Below are 14,636 nucleotides of genomic sequence, written 5' to 3' on the forward strand. Positions count from 1 at the left end.
GCCACTAAACACCAGCCTCCGGCTCGTCCATGCCGTCCTTCATGAAGGCGTAGCTCATGTGCTTGGTGTTCTTGGCGAAGCCCACGTTACCCCTTGCATCAACCATTATGATGCCCATCGTGTCCTTGCCGAAGTACTTCGTGGCGAGGCTTATCGCGGCATCGCTCGCCGATTGAGCGTCAAGGCCGAGCCTGACGAGGTCGGTGGCGCTCTTGGCCAGTGCGAGCTTTATGGCAACCTCTCCGAGGCCGGTGCAGGAAGCGCCGGCAACCTCGTTGGCGTAGGTTCCGCCACCGATTATAGGCGTGTCGCCAACACGGCCGAACATCTTGAGGAAGACGCCGCCGGTAGATGTTCCAGCAACGACCTCCTCGCCGTCGAAGGCAACCGCTCCGACGGTGCTCCTTAAAACCTCGGGATACTCCTTGATGAGCTCGTTGAGCTTCTTCCAGTGCCTCGTTTCGCCCTTTTCTATGAGCTTTTTCCTGAGTTCCTCCCACTGCTTGAGCCGCTCCTCGGTTATGGGGTCGTACTCCTCGAAGCCGAGAAGTCTTGCGAACTTTACCGCCCCGTCACCTATTAAAAGGACGTGGTCGGTCTTCTCCATGACCTTCCTCGCGACGCTTATCGGGTTCTTAACGCCCCAGATTCCAGCGACTGCACCGGCTTCAAGGGTCTTTCCGCGCATTATTGCCGCATCCATCTCGACCCTGCCGTCGAGGGTTAAAACGCTCCCGGTTCCAGCGTTGAAAATCGGGTTGTCCTCAAGGGCCTTTACAGCTTCCTCGACCGCATCAAGGGCAGAACCTCTCTTCAGCTCGCGCCAGCCCGCTAAGACGGCCGCTCTAACGCCCTCAATGACCTTTGGAATGCGCTCCTCCTTCCTTATCGTGCCGGCGCCACCGTGAACTATTATCGCGACCATGAAAACCACCTGAGAAAAGAGCGCTCGAAAGGTTAAAAGGATTGTGGAAACGACTCAACCGGCGGATATTAGCAGTATTCCCGCTATCGCCAAGGCAAGCCCCTCCCAGATCCTCGCATTGGGTCTCTCTTTGAGTACAAGAACGGCCAGTAGAGACGTTATCAGGGGGTTTATTGCCGAAACTGGTGCTGAGACCTGGGATCCAACGGTTTGGGTGGCATAGACGAACAGGAGCTGCCCGAGAAAGAGACCACTGAAAGCCGCCAAGGCCAAGATTTTAAGCTCCCGTGGGTTTACCCTTCTGACTTCCGGCCAGTACCGGGGAAGGAAGAAAGAAACGCCGATGGCGGCGGAGAACATCCTCAGGGCGGCGAGGGGAAGTGGATCAAAGTATCGGGTCAGCCAGTCCATCATCGTTATCGCCAGGCTCCACGAAACCGGGGCGAGGATAGCAAAGACAAAGCCAAGGGGGTCGGAGCCTTCCCTATCCTCAGCCCTCTTGACTATTATGATGGCGAGGACTATCAGAAAAGCGCCCGCGTAAACCCTGATCGGAACCTTTCTGCCGAGGTAAAGCGCCGCCCATAGGACGGCCCAGAGGGGATAAGTGGAGGTAATCGGCACAGTTCTCGAAACGCCGAGGCGATGAAGGGCGTTGAGGTAAAAGTAGTCGCCTATTACGAAGCCGAACTGAGCGGAGATGAACGCGACGAGGAGGTACTTCGGTTCCGCTCCAAGAATTTCACCGAACTTCCCCGCCAGGAGAAGGGTGAAGGCGTAGAAGAGGGAGACAAGGTAAAGGCGGATGATGTTGACCGATACAGGGCTCTTTGAGCGCATACCAATCTTCAGCAGGATCGTGGAGACCGCCCAGCCGAAGGCAGAGCCCAGGGCCGCGAGAACGCCGAGTATGAGCTGGTTCATGATGAATGAGAGTATCCATAAACTTAAAAACTTAACGTTTCGATGGTTTTCAAAAAGAGACCTATAAACTTCCCGAATGAGTTAGGGACGTGATGAGCTCGGCAGTTGCTGACGCAAGGATGATGAGGATCTTGAGTGCTGAAAAATATGAAAAGCGCTCAGCCCTTCAAAAACGCCTCAACCAGGTTCCTCGTCTCGTTTAAGGCCTCCAGTGGAATGCCCTTTGGCAGGCCACCGATTTCGCCCTTCACATCTTTGAGAACGCCCTTCCCGGCGCCGAGGAACATGCCCTCGCTGACTATTCCTCTAAAGTTCGCAGGCGGAAGGAGAGCAACGGCGACGCGATTTCCCTCTTTCACCGTTAAGTCGTTTGTAACCACCGTTATTGCCCTGTCGCCGATGTTCACGTTAGTAACAAGCAATCGGTCGGCGTTGGGGTGCTTGGCGACGCTCATAACTTCTCCGACCTTAATGTCAACTGCTATGACAGGGTCGTTTATCTTGCCGAGAGCCAATCTCTTGTCGAGGTTGAGGATCGTGTTGAGGAAGAAGCGTATTTTAGCCACTTGCTCCTCAACCTTCTCGCGCTCGTCCTTGGAGGCGTTGCTTATGAACTTGTGGTGCCAGTCCTCACCGCCCAGAGCCTCGATTATTCCCAGGGCTTTTTCCTTCAGGGCCTTCATCTGGGGAGTCTCAATCAGCTCCTTTGGTTCTATGTAACTGTAGCGCATCGCCTGTATCTCCGGGATCATCTCTTTACCGAGCTTTATGGCTTTCTTCTTGTCCCAGTGACCCTTGAACTTGGCGCCCTCGACCGTTTTTAGGAAGAGCTCTGTCGCCTTCTCAGCCACGAGTAAGCGGTAATCCTTGCTCGTATCCCACATTGCCGCCACCGCCAATCTGCTGGAGAACCTTGCTCTTAATGCTTTCGTTCGGTATATTGAGGGTTATCGTTCTCGCCATGAGCTCATCGCCCTCCCGGAGGTACTCAACCGCGACCCTGGCGAGAACCCTCGACGACAGCTCGTCACTCCGGATAAGCCTGACAAGGCGCAGGGCAAGATCGGGATAGCCAAGCTTTACGAAGTCAAAGGCTATGCTCGAGAGGTACTTGTCCGAGGCCCCAAACCGGGATAAGAGTTCGATGGCATCGTTAAAAACCTGCTCGCCGAGGTCTCTCCGCCCGTTGGCGAGCAACCAGAAGGATATCTCAAGAAACGCGCTCCCCTTCTTCTCCGGGGGCATGTATCGGGCCATTAGAACCGCTCCGTCAACCCAGTCCTCCGCGAGGATCCTCCGGAGGAACTGAACGTCACCGGCGATTGCCCTCTCTATCAGCGCCGCCTTGGCCCTGACAGTCTTCGCCGGAATTCCCAGGCCCGCGTGCTCATAAACCTCCGAGGCCCAGTTGAAGAACTCAACGGCCCATTCGCCAGAGTCAATCCACTCAACCGAGAACACCATCGAATCAGCGAGCTTGCGAAGGAGACGAAGCGCTTTCTCGGGTTCCTCCCCCTCAAGGACAGTAATGGCCTCAAACGCCTCACTGAACAGGTACAGAGCGTCATCGTAGAAGCCCGCCCTCACGAGGTTAAGTGCAACGCCTATGAGGGCTTCAGCGCGCCACGTCTCGACTCCTATTCCCCTCGCCACCGACATCGCTTCTCTGAAGAATTTAACCCCTTCTTTCTCGTCTCCTGAGGAGAAAAGAGCCTCCCCTATGACTGAGAGAATCAGCGCCTTGGTCTTTCTATCCGGGGCCTCATACCTGCACTTCAGGAGTTCCCCTTTAACGTATCGGTAGTCGTCAAGTCTGATAACCCTCTTGAGGAGCTCCGCTAAGAGTTCGGCCTTGACTACACCGTCCCCCTCGCTCAGAATGAGCCTAACCGCCTCGTCAACCCGGTTTCTCCTCACGTACTCCTCTATCCTCTCCATCCACATTCACTAGGCCTCCCCCACCCCGTTCATTATTGGGACGCTCTGATTCAACATTTCCACCAATGCGTGATAATGTGTTCCCAACTCCCTTTATGGCCTTTAGTACCTTATCCCTAATAAGTATATCGCCGATCCTCGCGGCCAGTTCACGGGCGTGGCCTATTTCACCCCTCTTTGCGTAGGCAATCGCTATCTCCCCCACAAGCTCGGAGAACCTTCTCTCGTCCTTCAAAAGGCCTGCAAGAACGAGGGCCTCTTTGAGCTTCCCTATGCGCAGGAGCTTGTAGGCAACGGCCTCGATCTCGCTTTCCCTCACTTCAAATTTCCCGACGAGGAGCATCTCCGTTGCATCGTTGAAAACCGCCCTAGCAAGATCGGGATAGTCGTGAATGAAGAGCCAGTATGTAACGTTGAGCATCGCGATCGCCCGCTCCGCCGGGGGCAGGAACCGGGCCATCTGGAGGGCCCTATCCACATCCCCCCTTTCGAGAAGCTCTGTAACTGCTACGGAGCCCCGTTTGAACACTTCCCTTGCGATCTTTATCTTGGATTCTATCTCCCTCGCCTGCAGTTTAAAGCCTATACTCTCGTAGATCTCCCTCGTCAAGTGGTAGAAATCCAAGGCGATCTCGTTTGGGATTTCCTCCGCGCTCTTCTCAACCCTCCTGGCGAGGTTTACAAGGTTGGAGACGACCTCGGAGTACATGGCCCTGGCCGATTGTATCAGCTCAAAAGCCCGCCTGAAGGCGGCGAGACCGTCGCTGTATCTCCCGGACAGAACGAGGTTTTTGCCGATCACTCCCAACACCTCAGCGCGGACTACGGGAGAGCTTATCCTCTCCACGAGCTCAAGGGCACGCTGGAAATGCACCTCACCGTCTCGCTCCATCTCAAGGGCATAGAAGGCCCTACCAACGTAGGACTCGGCAATCGCCCCTTCGGTCGGTGATTTTATCTCGTTGAGGGTGTCGAGGAGCTGAGGGACGAATTCCTCCCGATAAGACCTCGTCACGATCTCGGCAATCATTATGATCCTCCGAAGAGGATCCCTGACACGGAGTGCCTCTGCAAAGGCTCCCCGGTAGTTCCCAATGCGAAGGAGTTCTCTGAAGCGCTCCACCCCATCCACCCTTCGCAATTTGGGTTTGAAAACCTAAAAGGGTTTCGAGTGGATAGTTTAAACTCCAATGGCGGACTCAAAGTTCACCAAAACCTCGTTCACAATCGTCCATGCCATGAGCGGTTCCCGGTAGAGGCTAACCTTCCTTCCCTCGACCTTGCTCCTGAAGTCGCCGTGCGGGAAGCCACCAATGATTACGAGTGGATTCTCAAGCTCAGCCAGAACCCTTCCGAAGTCCCTCGGCTTTATTAGCTCCCCTTCCTCGTGCATCACGAAGACCTCATCCGGAGCAATCTCCTCAACGAGCTCGTTCAGCGTTTTCTCCTCGATGCGGAGCAGGGCTAAATCCTTTGGGACTACTCCGTTCTTGAAGAGGCTCTCCATTAAGCCCAGGAAGCGGTTGTAGTTCCTTGGAAGCCTCGTCTCGGGCTTCACGTAAATCACTTCATCGTTCCTCGTGTGGACGTAAACCCTAAGCTTTCCCTCCTTGTTGGCTATGCTCTCGAGGGCGTTGAGGAGGCATATATGCACTATGTCCGGCCTCCCGCGCCTCTCGCCGTCTTCGAGCTTCCTCAGAGCTGAGTGGTGGTAACTGCCCTCTAGTATCACTTCCTCCGGCTTCTTACCCCTCCTCCTCGCGTAGTTCACAACGGCTGGATGGTCAGCTATCGATTCGGGCACGAGCTCAAGCTCGGAGTCAGCTATCACCAGGTGAAGCATTCTCCTCCCTCCTCGGCCTTATTCCCCTCTCCTCAAGGTCGTCGAGGATTCTCCTAAAGGTGTCTATGCGCATGCCCAAAATCTCGGGCGGAATGACGCCAAAGATACAGCTTCCCTCGGCGACGAGCCTAGCTATTGCAGAGGCAGTGTAACCCGTTACGCGCGCCATCGAGGTGAATTCCCTCTCCTCATCGTAGAGGGTGTAGCTTATCGTCCTTCCGGGCTCGATGCCAACGACCTTCATAACCGAGAAGTCTGGACTGTCGTAGGTCATCAGAGGGGTTATGACCTCGAGCGTCTTATCAACGTGCTCTTCCTTGAAAAACCCGAGCTCCTTCAAAACCTTCATCTTCTCAAGGTGCCCCGGCCAGCGTAGCGTCCACTCCTCAAGCCTCTCGACCCTCACGCTCTCGAGCAGGCTCCTAAGGCCATCGCTCGGGAAGGCCTCGAAGGTGAAGTCCTCTATTTCAACGGTCTTAATTTCTGAGAGCGGGTCTACTGCCGTGACTTCTCCGCCCCTTATGACCCTCGCCGGCCGGGTGTACTCTTCAATTAAATCTTTAGGTGACCACGTAATTCTGTAATAAAGTGGTGGTCTCGGCTCCTTAGGCAGGCCGCCGACGTAGATGTAGCCCTCGCTCATGTCGTCGAGCTCGTTCCAGATTCTGCCCATCAGGATGTGGCTCAGCCCGGGGGCAAAGCCCGCATCGAATATCACCGTAACCTGGGCGTTCTCTGCCTCCTCCCGAAGTTCGAGCGGGTTCTCGGGCGTAAAAGAGACGTCCACCATGTCAACGCCGGCCTTTATCGCGGCTTTGATTGAGGAGTAGCCGAAGCGACCGGGCAGTGCGCCGATAACGAGCTCGAATCCTTTCATTGCCTCTACGAGCTTGTCGAAGCGAGAGGCATCGAGCTTGAACGGTGTGGCGAACCCGGAGACGGCCCTTAATCGGTCATCGCTTAGGTCTGCGACGTGGACGTCGAACTCGTCCCTCAAATCCCACGCTATGGCCCTTCCAACGTTTCCAGCGCCGAGAACAAGAACCTTCACTTCAATCTCCCCCCTCAAAGAACTCCGTAAGTCTTTCATCAATATCGAGGATCTCTCTGAGGCTCTTTATCTTGATGAAATTCTCACGCTCAAAGAGGAGCGCGACGTCGTGCTTGTAGGGCGAGGCCTTCTGCACAAGAAGGGTGTTCTCATCGGTTATGTAGGTGAACCGTCCCGGGCTGTCGTCGACCCAAACTATTGGATCCTCTGGATAGAGCTCCCTAACTGCCTGAAACTTCTGAAGCATGTCCCTTGTGCTCCTGAAGGTTATGACCATGTCAAACTCATCGTACCAGTTCGTCTTCTTGAGAAATATGACCTTTCCTCCTGGATAAGTGTGCTCACCGGAGAAGCTTATAACCGTCCTCCCCGCCTTCCTGAGGGTTCTAATGACCCGCCTCGCGTGTGGCAGATCCTGAATGAAGCGCGGCATCAACCGATAATACTCGTGTATCGTGCCCTGGGCCACGAGCTCGTGAATGACGCCGAGGTGCCTGTAGGTAAGTTTCCCCTTGATGAAGAGGAAGAGCGCCGTGTAATACTCGTCGTAGAGGTCACTTTCAATAACGGCTGGCATGGTGCGCTCTATCGCTAGTCTCAGAGCCTTCTCAACGGCCTGATGGCTGTCCACGAGCGTCCCATCAAAGTCGAAGAGGTACACCACCATGGTCAACACTGTAACTGTATCCATAACCGGGAATATAACGGTTTGCCCGTGCAAAAATTTTAAAAGCGCAAGAGTGTACACTGGATGGAAAATTTTTGCAAGGCTCAGGTTTATAAGGACTCAAACCGAGTGTGTGGAGGTGATGATCATGGCTTACCACAGGGGTAGTAGAGGCAAGGGTAAGAAAAACCATCAGGAAGGAGAGGAGATAATTCGCGTTCCCCTCCCGGACAGGAGTAAGGGACAGCTCTTCGGTGTTATAGAGCAGGCCCTCGGAGCGGGCTGGATGGACGTCCGCTGCGAGGACGGAAAGGTCAGGAGATGCAGGATCCCTGGCAAGCTAAAGAGGAGGATGTGGATGCGCGTTGGCGACGTGGTAATAGTCCAGCCCTGGCCGGTTCAGACCGATAAGAGGGGTGACATAGTCTACCGCTACACGAGGACTCAGGTTGATTGGCTCCTCAGAAAGGGCAAGATAAGCCAGGACTTCCTCACGGGCGGCGAGATGCTGTTCTGATTCCGAGTGATGGGAGATGCGCGAGGAAGCCATCGAACGGGAGATCGAGGAGATACTCGGCCTCAGGGAAAGAAGGGAGAAGGACAGCGAGCTCTACAAGATAGCCAACGAGGTCTTCGACAGAACAACAAAGGAGACGCTCGCTTACCTCCACAGGCGCGGTAAAATAGAGGAGCTCTACGGCGTCGTAAGCACTGGCAAGGAAGCAAACGTCTTCGCTGGCGTAGATGCTGAGGGCAATAAGATAGCGGTGAAGATTTACAGAACCTACACAACCGAGTTCAGACGGATATGGGAGTACCTCGCCGCCGACCCGCGCATCGGCTACCTGCCGAAGGACATGCGGAAGCTCGTCTTCGTCTGGACGAGGCGGGAGTTCAAGAACCTCCAGAGGGCGATAAAGTACGCGGTTCGCGTTCCGGAGCCTGTAATCTTCCGCAACAACGTCCTTGTTATGGAATTCATCGGCGATGAAACCCCAGCTCCCCGTCTTAAGGACGTTGAGAAAAGCCTCGAAAGGAGCGACTTCGAGGAGCTTTACAGCTACCTGATGAGTGTTATTGAGAGGCTCTGGAAGCGCGGTGACATGGTTCACGGTGATTTGAGCGAGTACAACGTCCTGCTCTGGGACGGGCCTGTGGTTATAGACTGGTCGCAGGCTACCGTGAGGAGGAACAGGATGAGCGTTGAGCTGTTAAAGCGCGACTTAAGGAACGTTACCAACTACTTCGCGAGAAAGGGTGTTGATGTTGAGGACTACGAGGTGAAACTCCGCGAGCTGATTGAGAGGTGAGAGCATGGACGAGTTTGAGAGGCTCCTGAAGAAGTACGAGCGCGTTGATAAGGACGGAAGGCCAATTGGGGAACCTAAAGAGGAGGAAATTGATTACCTCGCTGAGGGCGAGCAGGAGGAGTTCGTAAGGATTCCCAAGGAAAGGATAGCGGTTCTCATCGGTAAGAAAGGCAGAACCAAGAGGGAGATAGAGGAGCGTACAGGCACGAAGATAGAGGTTGACAGCGAGACGGGAGAAGTTTTCATCACCGCCACGAAGAAGACGAAAGATCCCCTCGCCGTCTGGAAGGCAAGGGACGTCGTCCTCGCCATCGGGAGGGGCTTCTCCCCCGAGAGGGCCTTCCGCCTGTTTAACGAGGGTGAGACCCTCGAGATCGTGAACTTAACAGACATCGTCGTTGGAAACGAGAAGAACGCCCTTCCGAGGGTCAGGGGTAGGATCATCGGGCGGAGGGGGAGGACGAGGGAGATTATCGAGGAGATGAGCGGTGCCGACGTTAGCGTTTACGGAAAGACCGTCGCGATTATCGGCAACCCGATTCAGGTTGAGGTTGCCAGAACGGCTGTAGAGAAGCTCGCAAGGGGCTCGCCCCACGGTGTCGTTTACCGCTACCTCGAAAGGCGCAAGAAGGATTTGGAGCTTGAAAGTTCGGCCTACTACGAGGCCCTCGAGGGCGGGCCCGAGCCTGAGGATTGGGAGGAGGAATGAGCATGGCCGAGGCGAGTCAGCTCTTTAAGGAGTTCAAAATCCAGAGCGTCAGCGAGTTCTTCAGGCGAAACGCGGCAATGCTGGGCTACACTGGAAAAGTCCGCTCGCTCACAACGCTCGTCCACGAGGCGGTCACGAACTCGCTCGACGCCTGTGAAGAGGCTGGAATTCCGCCCTACATAAGGGTTGAGATTGAGGAACTCGGAAGGGAGCACTACAAGGTCGTCGTTGAGGACAACGGGCCGGGAATCCCGGAGAAGTACATAACCCACGTCTTCGGAAAGATGCTGGCTGGAACCAAAGCGCACAGAAACATACAGAGTCGTGGTCAGCAGGGTATCGGTATAAGCGGTGCTGTTATGTTCGCCCAGATAACGAGCGGAAAGGCCACGCGCGTGATTACTTCAACGGGCGACGAGATTATCGAGGCCTGGGTGAAGATAGACGTTGACAAGAACGAGGGTAAAATCGTAAAGAAGGAGAAGCACCCCAATCCCGACGGCTGGCATGGGACGAGGATAGAGCTCGAGGTGAAGAACGTCAAGTACATGCGCTCCAAGCAGGGCGTCTACTGGTACCTCAAGCTCACCGCCATAGCGAACCCCCACGCCCACATCGAGCTAATCGAGCCCGACGGAAAGCTGATTGTCTTCCCGCGTTCGAGCGAAGAGGTTCCCGAGCCACCTGTGGAGATGAAGCCCCACCCTAAGGGAGTTCTGACGGACGACGTTTACAGGATGGCCAAGAAGACTAAAAGGCAGAGTGTGAGGCGCTTCCTCATCGGGGAGTTCTCCAGGATAAGCGACAAGAAGGTTGACGAGCTCATCGAGTACGTAGCCGCTTTAAGGCTCATTAAAAAGGTCGGGGACAAGAAGGTTCAGGAACAGCTCTACGAGAGGCTCATGAAAGGTGAAGTCAAGGCAGTCCTCCGCTCCTTCAGGGGTTACACCAAGGTCGTCAAGCAGGTCGCGAAGATGATGGAGAAGCCACCCGAGAAGCTCACCTGGCATGAAGCTGAAGAGATAGTCGAGGCCTTCAAGTACATGAAGTTCCTCGCTCCGCCGACGCACGGCCTCAGGCCCATAGGCGAAGAGAACATTGAGAAGGGTTTGAAGGGAATCCTCAAGCCCGAATTCGTGACGGCCGTAACGAGACCCCCCAAGGTGTACTCAGGTGGAATCCCCTTCCAGGTTGAAGTCGGCCTTGCCTACGGCGGTGAGATACCGAGCGGGTTCGAGCTTTTACGCTACGCGAACCGCGTCCCACTGTTGTTTGACGCGGGCTCGTGCGTAACCACTCAGGCCGCACGCTCAATAGACTGGAAGAGGTATAAAGTTGACGACCTCGACAGAACGCCCCTCGTGCTCATGATTAACGTGGTTTCCGTCCACGTCCCCTACACCGGAACCGGAAAGCAGAGCATAGCGAGCGTCGATGAGATTTACAACGAGATTCGCCTGGCCATAATGGACGCGGCGAGAAGACTGCAGACCTACCTCAGCGGAAAGCACAGGCGCCTCTACCAGGTAAAGAGAAAGAAGACCTTCGAAAAGTACGTGCCCGAGATAGCCAGGGCTCTGAGCGTTCTGACGGGCGAGTCCGAGGAGAAGATTAGGGAGTACTTCCTAAACTTCATCGAGAGTCACTTCGCCTCGAAGGAGGCAGTGGAGGTGAGCGAGAATGCCTAAACGCAAGGTCATACACCGCGAGAAGCCCAAGGAGAAGTTCTCCTACGACCCGAAAAAGGTGCTCAGCAAGCTCGAAGAGTACGGAAGGAGCGTCCTTGAGGCCATCAAGTCGGGTAAGAACCCCTATTTCGACATCCCGATGCGCGGACTCAACAACGTCTACTTCGACGAGAAGAGCAGGCTAATCAAGATGGGCGACAAGCTCTCAAGGCGTTACTTCCTCAACGTTGCTCATGCCAGAAAGTTCATGCAAACCTTGCTCATAATGGCCTACGTGAAAAGGCTCGTGAGTGAGGGCAAGCACGCGAGCCTTCGTGAAGCCTACTACGCCAACAAGCACACGATTCCCGGAACGAGGGAGAACACCTTCGAGGACCAGCGCGAGAGCGACCCGATTATCGAGGATTTGGAGAGGATGCTCGGTGTCCTGCGTGAGGAGATGCACATAACCGCTGACAGGCGCGGTTACATCTACGGCGACATAGTGATTAGGGACGGCGAGGACGAGTTCAACGCGAGCAAGCTCGGAAGCGGTGGGTGGGCGGTTCCTGGAACGGTGGAGCACATCCAGTTCCCAGAGATAAACGTTGATTACGCCCTCGTTGTCGAGACCGCCGCTATGGCCGACCGTCTCATCGAGGAAAAGTTCCCAAAGAAGGAGAACGCCCTGATCATAGCCACCCAGGGACAGGCCTCGCGCGGCGTCAGGCGTTTAATCCACAGGCTCCACTACGAGGAGGGCCTTCCAATCATCGTCTTCACCGATGGCGACCCCTACGGTTGGTACATCTACTCCACAATAAAGCAGGGTTCTATTAACCTCGCTTACCTCAGCGACAAGCTGGCAACGCCCGAGGCGAGGTTCGTCGGCATGACTATGGACGACATAAAGCGCTACGGTTTGGAGAACGTCACCGAGAAGCTCAAGGGGATTCCCCCTAACAAGAAAGGTGGCCCAACGGGCGACTACAAGCGCATTTTGGAAGAGATGGAGTACCCCTGGTTCCAGAACAGGGAGTGGCAGAGACAGCTCAAGTTAGCGCTCAAGTGGGGCGTCAGGATTGAACAGCAGGCTTTGGCAAACAAGTCCCTTGAGTTCGTCGCCAAGGAGTATTTGCCAGAAAAGATAAACAGCGGTGATTTGCTGCCATGACGACGACTGAGGAGCTCGTCGCCCAGGTCAACAAGATACTCGACGACATCGGGATAGACCTGGGTGAGCTCTTTGAGGAGTTCGAGCCCGTTAAATTAGCCTACACTTTGGCTAGAAACGTTTCCCTTTTGAATGACCTCAGGGAGGAGCTTGAGAGGCGCGTTGGGGAAACGGCCCCCTCCCTCCGCTTCATGGACAAGAAGAACCGGGATCCACACCTCCAGTGGATTTACAGGAAGAAACACAACAGGGCTTTGGCACTAGAAAGGCTCCACTCAGCGATAACCGCCCACAAGATGGCCTTGGCTTTGCTCTCGGCCAACTACACCTTCAAGCTGGGAAAAAGGGAGCTGAAGGCAGAGGAGCTAAAACCCGAACACCTGCCAAAGGTCAGGACAGTACCAAAGCCGATTCAACTCGGCAGGCTTGAAGTTCTCCCACATCTCGCTTACTCAGGGGACGTGCTCAGACTCCTGGCGAGGGAGAGTATAGAGGTCAGGGAGCAGTTCAAGCTCATAAAGGGAAAACTCAGGGAGAAGGGAATAGTGCAGACCAAGAGCATCAGGATAGAGGTAGAGTACTTCGAGGAGAACAGGCTGAAGAAGACGCGCCTGGATCTTCCGGCGGACGCTGACATAGAGGCCGAGCTGAGAAAACGCTTTGGCAGACGGTTCCGCTGGAGAATCCTCAGCTTCATCAAGACGAAGGGCGTGCTTATAAACAACCACTACACCGTCGACAACCTTGCCCTGGCCTACGCCTCCCTCGATCCCGAGAAAGGCGCCGAAAAGCTCGGCCTCGATCTCTTCCGCTACTACTTCCTCACCTCCGAGACAGAAAGGCAGAGCCTCGGCCTCTATCCGGACATAAGGCTGTGCATAGACTGTCACTACTCAATCTTTGATCTCCCCTTCCGGCGCGAGAGGGACTTCAAAACGGGCTACGGGAGCATGCTGATAATCCGGAAGTGTGAAATGGAAAGCCAGCTTTCGGGGAAGAGGGCCGAGATAAGCACAATTCCCAACTACGTCCTTGGGGGCGTTCTCCTCTACGGGATAAGCGGCTGGGATGAAAGGAAGGTCGCCGAAGTTCTCGCGATCCCGCTGGACGAGCTGGAGGAGGGCCTCAAGAAGTTCGTTATTTCGGGACTCCACAAGGTTCTCTTCATGGAGAATGAGCTCAAAAGGTTCGAGAAGTTCATGCCCAAGAGCGACAAGGCGAGGGAGTTCCTGGCGCTCCTTCAGGGGTGAGGAGATGAGGGTTGAGGTAAAGGCCCGAAACAACGCCGAGCTCATACGGAAGCTCCGGGAGAAGCTCGGGCCGGAGGTGACGGAGGTCTACATAAACCTCCGCCCCACAAAGGAGATAGTTGTTAGAATCCTTGAAAACGCCCCCAACGTCCGCAAGATAAGCTGTCCGCCCAGCCTCTACCCGAAGGTTTCAAAGAAGATAATCCACGCCCTCTCCCAGATCGGCGTTCAGCTGGTTCCCGAGGGCTACCCTAGGGGGAGACCGAGAAAATACGACGAAAAAACTGTTCAAAAGATACTCACAATGCTCTCCGCAGGAAAGGGGCCGAAGGAAATAAGCTCCTCGCTCGGAATCCCCCTCAGAACGGTTTACTATCTCATTGAGCGGGCCAGAGAGGTGGAGGAATGGCCCTCAGACTTAAAGCAATGATCCTCTTTGCATCGCTTGTCGTGATAATGGCCCTCCTGCTCGGCCCCTCCGTGAGGGCCGGCGTCACTGCGGTGAACCTTGACCTTCTGTATCTCTTCTGGGCGATAGTATCTTTCTCGCTCCTCGGCTACGCTCTCTCCTCAATCCGGGTTAGGGGCATCTGGAAACGAAAAAAGAGGAGCAAGTACGCCGTAATCTCGGGCCTGCTCTGGATAATAGCCATAGGCGTCGCAATGTACTCACTCCTCTATCCAACGGAGCCGGAATGGAGCTCCGGAAACGAGACCGGAGTTCCGAAGAACGGACCCTTCGAAACGATGCGGGGAGGTCTTACCGTCTTCTACAAAGCGATTTCCCCGTATCTGTACGTGGTTCCATACGTTCTCCTACTGGCCATCCCGGTCATTCTGTACCTACGGCGAAGGAAGCCCAGAGAAGTTCTTTTACCAGAGGTACGGTTCGACCCGGAGCTCAGATACGAGGACATAACCGGATCGCCCAGCGAGAAGATCATCAGGATGTACAGGAACGTCGTCGCGGGCCTCGTACTCAAGGGCTATCCCTACCGGAGGAGCTGGACCCACTGGGAGCACGAGGAGAAGCTTCGGGAGATATTTCCTGACCTAGAGGATCTGGATACCCTGACGAGGCTCTTCGAGAAAGCCAAGTACGCCGAGAGGATAGGACAGAAGGATCTAGAGCTGGCGGCCAAAAGCTACGAAAGACTGATGGAGTTCCTCAAGTAGGC

16 protein-coding genes are annotated in these 14,636 nt (G+C 55.0%); 8 read left to right on the forward strand and 8 right to left on the reverse strand.

Features of this window, described 5'->3' with window-relative positions:
• Positions 1–4 precede the first annotated feature (4 nt).
• The 8 genes from TGAM_RS07160 to TGAM_RS07195 form a co-directional block, all read right to left on the reverse strand.
• Positions 5–925, reverse strand: coding sequence for an isoaspartyl peptidase/L-asparaginase family protein (locus TGAM_RS07160; RefSeq protein ID WP_015859027.1), 921 nt, complete (start codon positions 923–925; stop codon positions 5–7).
• A 54-nt stretch (positions 926–979) separates the two neighbouring features.
• Positions 980–1,849 carry a DMT family transporter gene (locus TGAM_RS07165; protein WP_015859028.1) on the reverse strand — a complete coding sequence of 290 codons (870 nt, stop codon included), beginning with the start codon at positions 1,847–1,849 and terminating at the stop codon, positions 980–982.
• 158 nt (positions 1,850–2,007) lie between these two features.
• Positions 2,008–2,733, reverse strand: a complete 726-nt coding sequence (locus tag TGAM_RS07170; protein ID WP_048811245.1) for a tRNA-binding protein — start codon at positions 2,731–2,733, stop codon at positions 2,008–2,010.
• Entirely contained in the window at positions 2,693–3,793 is a 1,101-nt protein-coding gene (locus tag TGAM_RS07175; protein ID WP_238516197.1) for a tetratricopeptide repeat protein, read from the reverse strand. The genes TGAM_RS07170 and TGAM_RS07175 overlap by 41 nt, the downstream gene beginning before the upstream one ends.
• Positions 3,747–4,910, reverse strand: a complete 1,164-nt coding sequence (locus TGAM_RS07180) for a tetratricopeptide repeat protein (RefSeq protein ID WP_148206371.1) — start codon at positions 4,908–4,910, stop codon at positions 3,747–3,749. The genes TGAM_RS07175 and TGAM_RS07180 overlap by 47 nt, the downstream gene beginning before the upstream one ends.
• A 57-nt stretch (positions 4,911–4,967) precedes the next feature.
• Positions 4,968–5,630 (reverse strand): 16S rRNA methyltransferase, encoded by a 663-nt coding sequence (locus tag TGAM_RS07185; protein WP_048811246.1) that lies wholly within the window; start codon positions 5,628–5,630, stop codon positions 4,968–4,970.
• Complete coding sequence (locus TGAM_RS07190) at positions 5,608–6,681, reverse strand: saccharopine dehydrogenase family protein (RefSeq protein ID WP_015859033.1); 1,074 nt, start codon at positions 6,679–6,681, stop codon at positions 5,608–5,610. Before TGAM_RS07190 ends, TGAM_RS07185 begins: the two co-directional genes overlap by 23 nt.
• A gap of 1 nt (position 6,682) precedes the next feature.
• On the reverse strand, positions 6,683–7,348 hold the full coding sequence (locus TGAM_RS07195) for an HAD family hydrolase (protein WP_048811247.1): 666 nt from the start codon (positions 7,346–7,348) through the stop codon (positions 6,683–6,685).
• Positions 7,349–7,496: 148 nt separating this feature from the next.
• Here TGAM_RS07195 and eif1A point away from each other — a divergent pair, with 148 nt between their 5' ends.
• Genes eif1A through TGAM_RS07235 form a run of 8 tightly spaced genes read left to right on the forward strand, consistent with a single transcriptional unit; the run spans position 7,497 to position 14,634 of the window.
• Positions 7,497–7,865 (forward strand): translation initiation factor eIF-1A, encoded by a 369-nt coding sequence (gene eif1A / locus TGAM_RS07200; RefSeq protein WP_048811248.1) that lies wholly within the window; start codon positions 7,497–7,499, stop codon positions 7,863–7,865.
• 16 nt (positions 7,866–7,881) lie between these two features.
• Positions 7,882–8,658, forward strand: a complete 777-nt coding sequence (locus tag TGAM_RS07205; protein ID WP_015859036.1) for a serine protein kinase RIO — start codon at positions 7,882–7,884, stop codon at positions 8,656–8,658.
• 4 nt (positions 8,659–8,662) lie between these two features.
• Positions 8,663–9,367: a KH domain-containing protein gene (locus tag TGAM_RS07210; RefSeq protein ID WP_015859037.1), complete on the forward strand. Its 705-nt coding sequence runs from the start codon at positions 8,663–8,665 to the stop codon at positions 9,365–9,367.
• Between the two features lie 2 nt (positions 9,368–9,369).
• Positions 9,370–11,055, forward strand: coding sequence for a DNA topoisomerase VI subunit B (gene top6B, locus TGAM_RS07215; RefSeq protein WP_015859038.1), 1,686 nt, complete (start codon positions 9,370–9,372; stop codon positions 11,053–11,055).
• Positions 11,048–12,208 (forward strand): DNA topoisomerase IV subunit A, encoded by a 1,161-nt coding sequence (locus TGAM_RS07220; protein WP_015859039.1) that lies wholly within the window; start codon positions 11,048–11,050, stop codon positions 12,206–12,208. Before top6B ends, TGAM_RS07220 begins: the two co-directional genes overlap by 8 nt.
• Positions 12,205–13,458: a DUF530 family protein gene (locus TGAM_RS07225; protein ID WP_015859040.1), complete on the forward strand. Its 1,254-nt coding sequence runs from the start codon at positions 12,205–12,207 to the stop codon at positions 13,456–13,458. The genes TGAM_RS07220 and TGAM_RS07225 overlap by 4 nt, the downstream gene beginning before the upstream one ends.
• Positions 13,459–13,462: 4 nt before the next feature.
• Positions 13,463–13,888 (forward strand): DUF1699 family protein, encoded by a 426-nt coding sequence (locus TGAM_RS07230; protein WP_015859041.1) that lies wholly within the window; start codon positions 13,463–13,465, stop codon positions 13,886–13,888.
• Entirely contained in the window at positions 13,864–14,634 is a 771-nt protein-coding gene (locus TGAM_RS07235) for a DUF4129 domain-containing protein (protein ID WP_148206285.1), read from the forward strand. The genes TGAM_RS07230 and TGAM_RS07235 overlap by 25 nt, the downstream gene beginning before the upstream one ends.
• Positions 14,635–14,636 lie beyond the last annotated feature (2 nt).

The sequence above is a fragment of the Thermococcus gammatolerans EJ3 genome (assembly GCF_000022365.1).
Classification (GTDB): Archaea; Methanobacteriota_B; Thermococci; order Thermococcales; family Thermococcaceae; genus Thermococcus; species Thermococcus gammatolerans.

Bases quoted from the DNA above. Each gene is read 5' to 3' on its own strand.
- TGAM_RS07160 (WP_015859027.1), bottom strand. From the start codon at position 925: ATGGTCGCGATAATAGTTCACGGTGGCGCCGGCACGATAAGGAAGGAG.
- TGAM_RS07165 (WP_015859028.1), bottom strand. From the start codon at position 1,849: ATGAACCAGCTCATACTCGGCGTTCTCGCGGCCCTGGGCTCTGCCTTC.
- TGAM_RS07170 (WP_048811245.1), bottom strand. From the start codon at position 2,733: ATGTGGGATACGAGCAAGGATTACCGCTTACTCGTGGCTGAGAAGGCG.
- TGAM_RS07175 (WP_238516197.1), bottom strand. From the start codon at position 3,793: ATGTGGATGGAGAGGATAGAGGAGTACGTGAGGAGAAACCGGGTTGAC.
- TGAM_RS07185 (WP_048811246.1), bottom strand. From the start codon at position 5,630: ATGCTTCACCTGGTGATAGCTGACTCCGAGCTTGAGCTCGTGCCCGAA.
- TGAM_RS07195 (WP_048811247.1), bottom strand. From the start codon at position 7,348: ATGGTGGTGTACCTCTTCGACTTTGATGGGACGCTCGTGGACAGCCAT.
- eif1A (WP_048811248.1), top strand. From the start codon at position 7,497: ATGGCTTACCACAGGGGTAGTAGAGGCAAGGGTAAGAAAAACCATCAG.
- TGAM_RS07205 (WP_015859036.1), top strand. From the start codon at position 7,882: ATGCGCGAGGAAGCCATCGAACGGGAGATCGAGGAGATACTCGGCCTC.
- TGAM_RS07210 (WP_015859037.1), top strand. From the start codon at position 8,663: ATGGACGAGTTTGAGAGGCTCCTGAAGAAGTACGAGCGCGTTGATAAG.
- top6B (WP_015859038.1), top strand. From the start codon at position 9,370: ATGGCCGAGGCGAGTCAGCTCTTTAAGGAGTTCAAAATCCAGAGCGTC.
- TGAM_RS07220 (WP_015859039.1), top strand. From the start codon at position 11,048: ATGCCTAAACGCAAGGTCATACACCGCGAGAAGCCCAAGGAGAAGTTC.
- TGAM_RS07225 (WP_015859040.1), top strand. From the start codon at position 12,205: ATGACGACGACTGAGGAGCTCGTCGCCCAGGTCAACAAGATACTCGAC.
- TGAM_RS07230 (WP_015859041.1), top strand. From the start codon at position 13,463: ATGAGGGTTGAGGTAAAGGCCCGAAACAACGCCGAGCTCATACGGAAG.
- TGAM_RS07235 (WP_148206285.1), top strand. From the start codon at position 13,864: ATGGCCCTCAGACTTAAAGCAATGATCCTCTTTGCATCGCTTGTCGTG.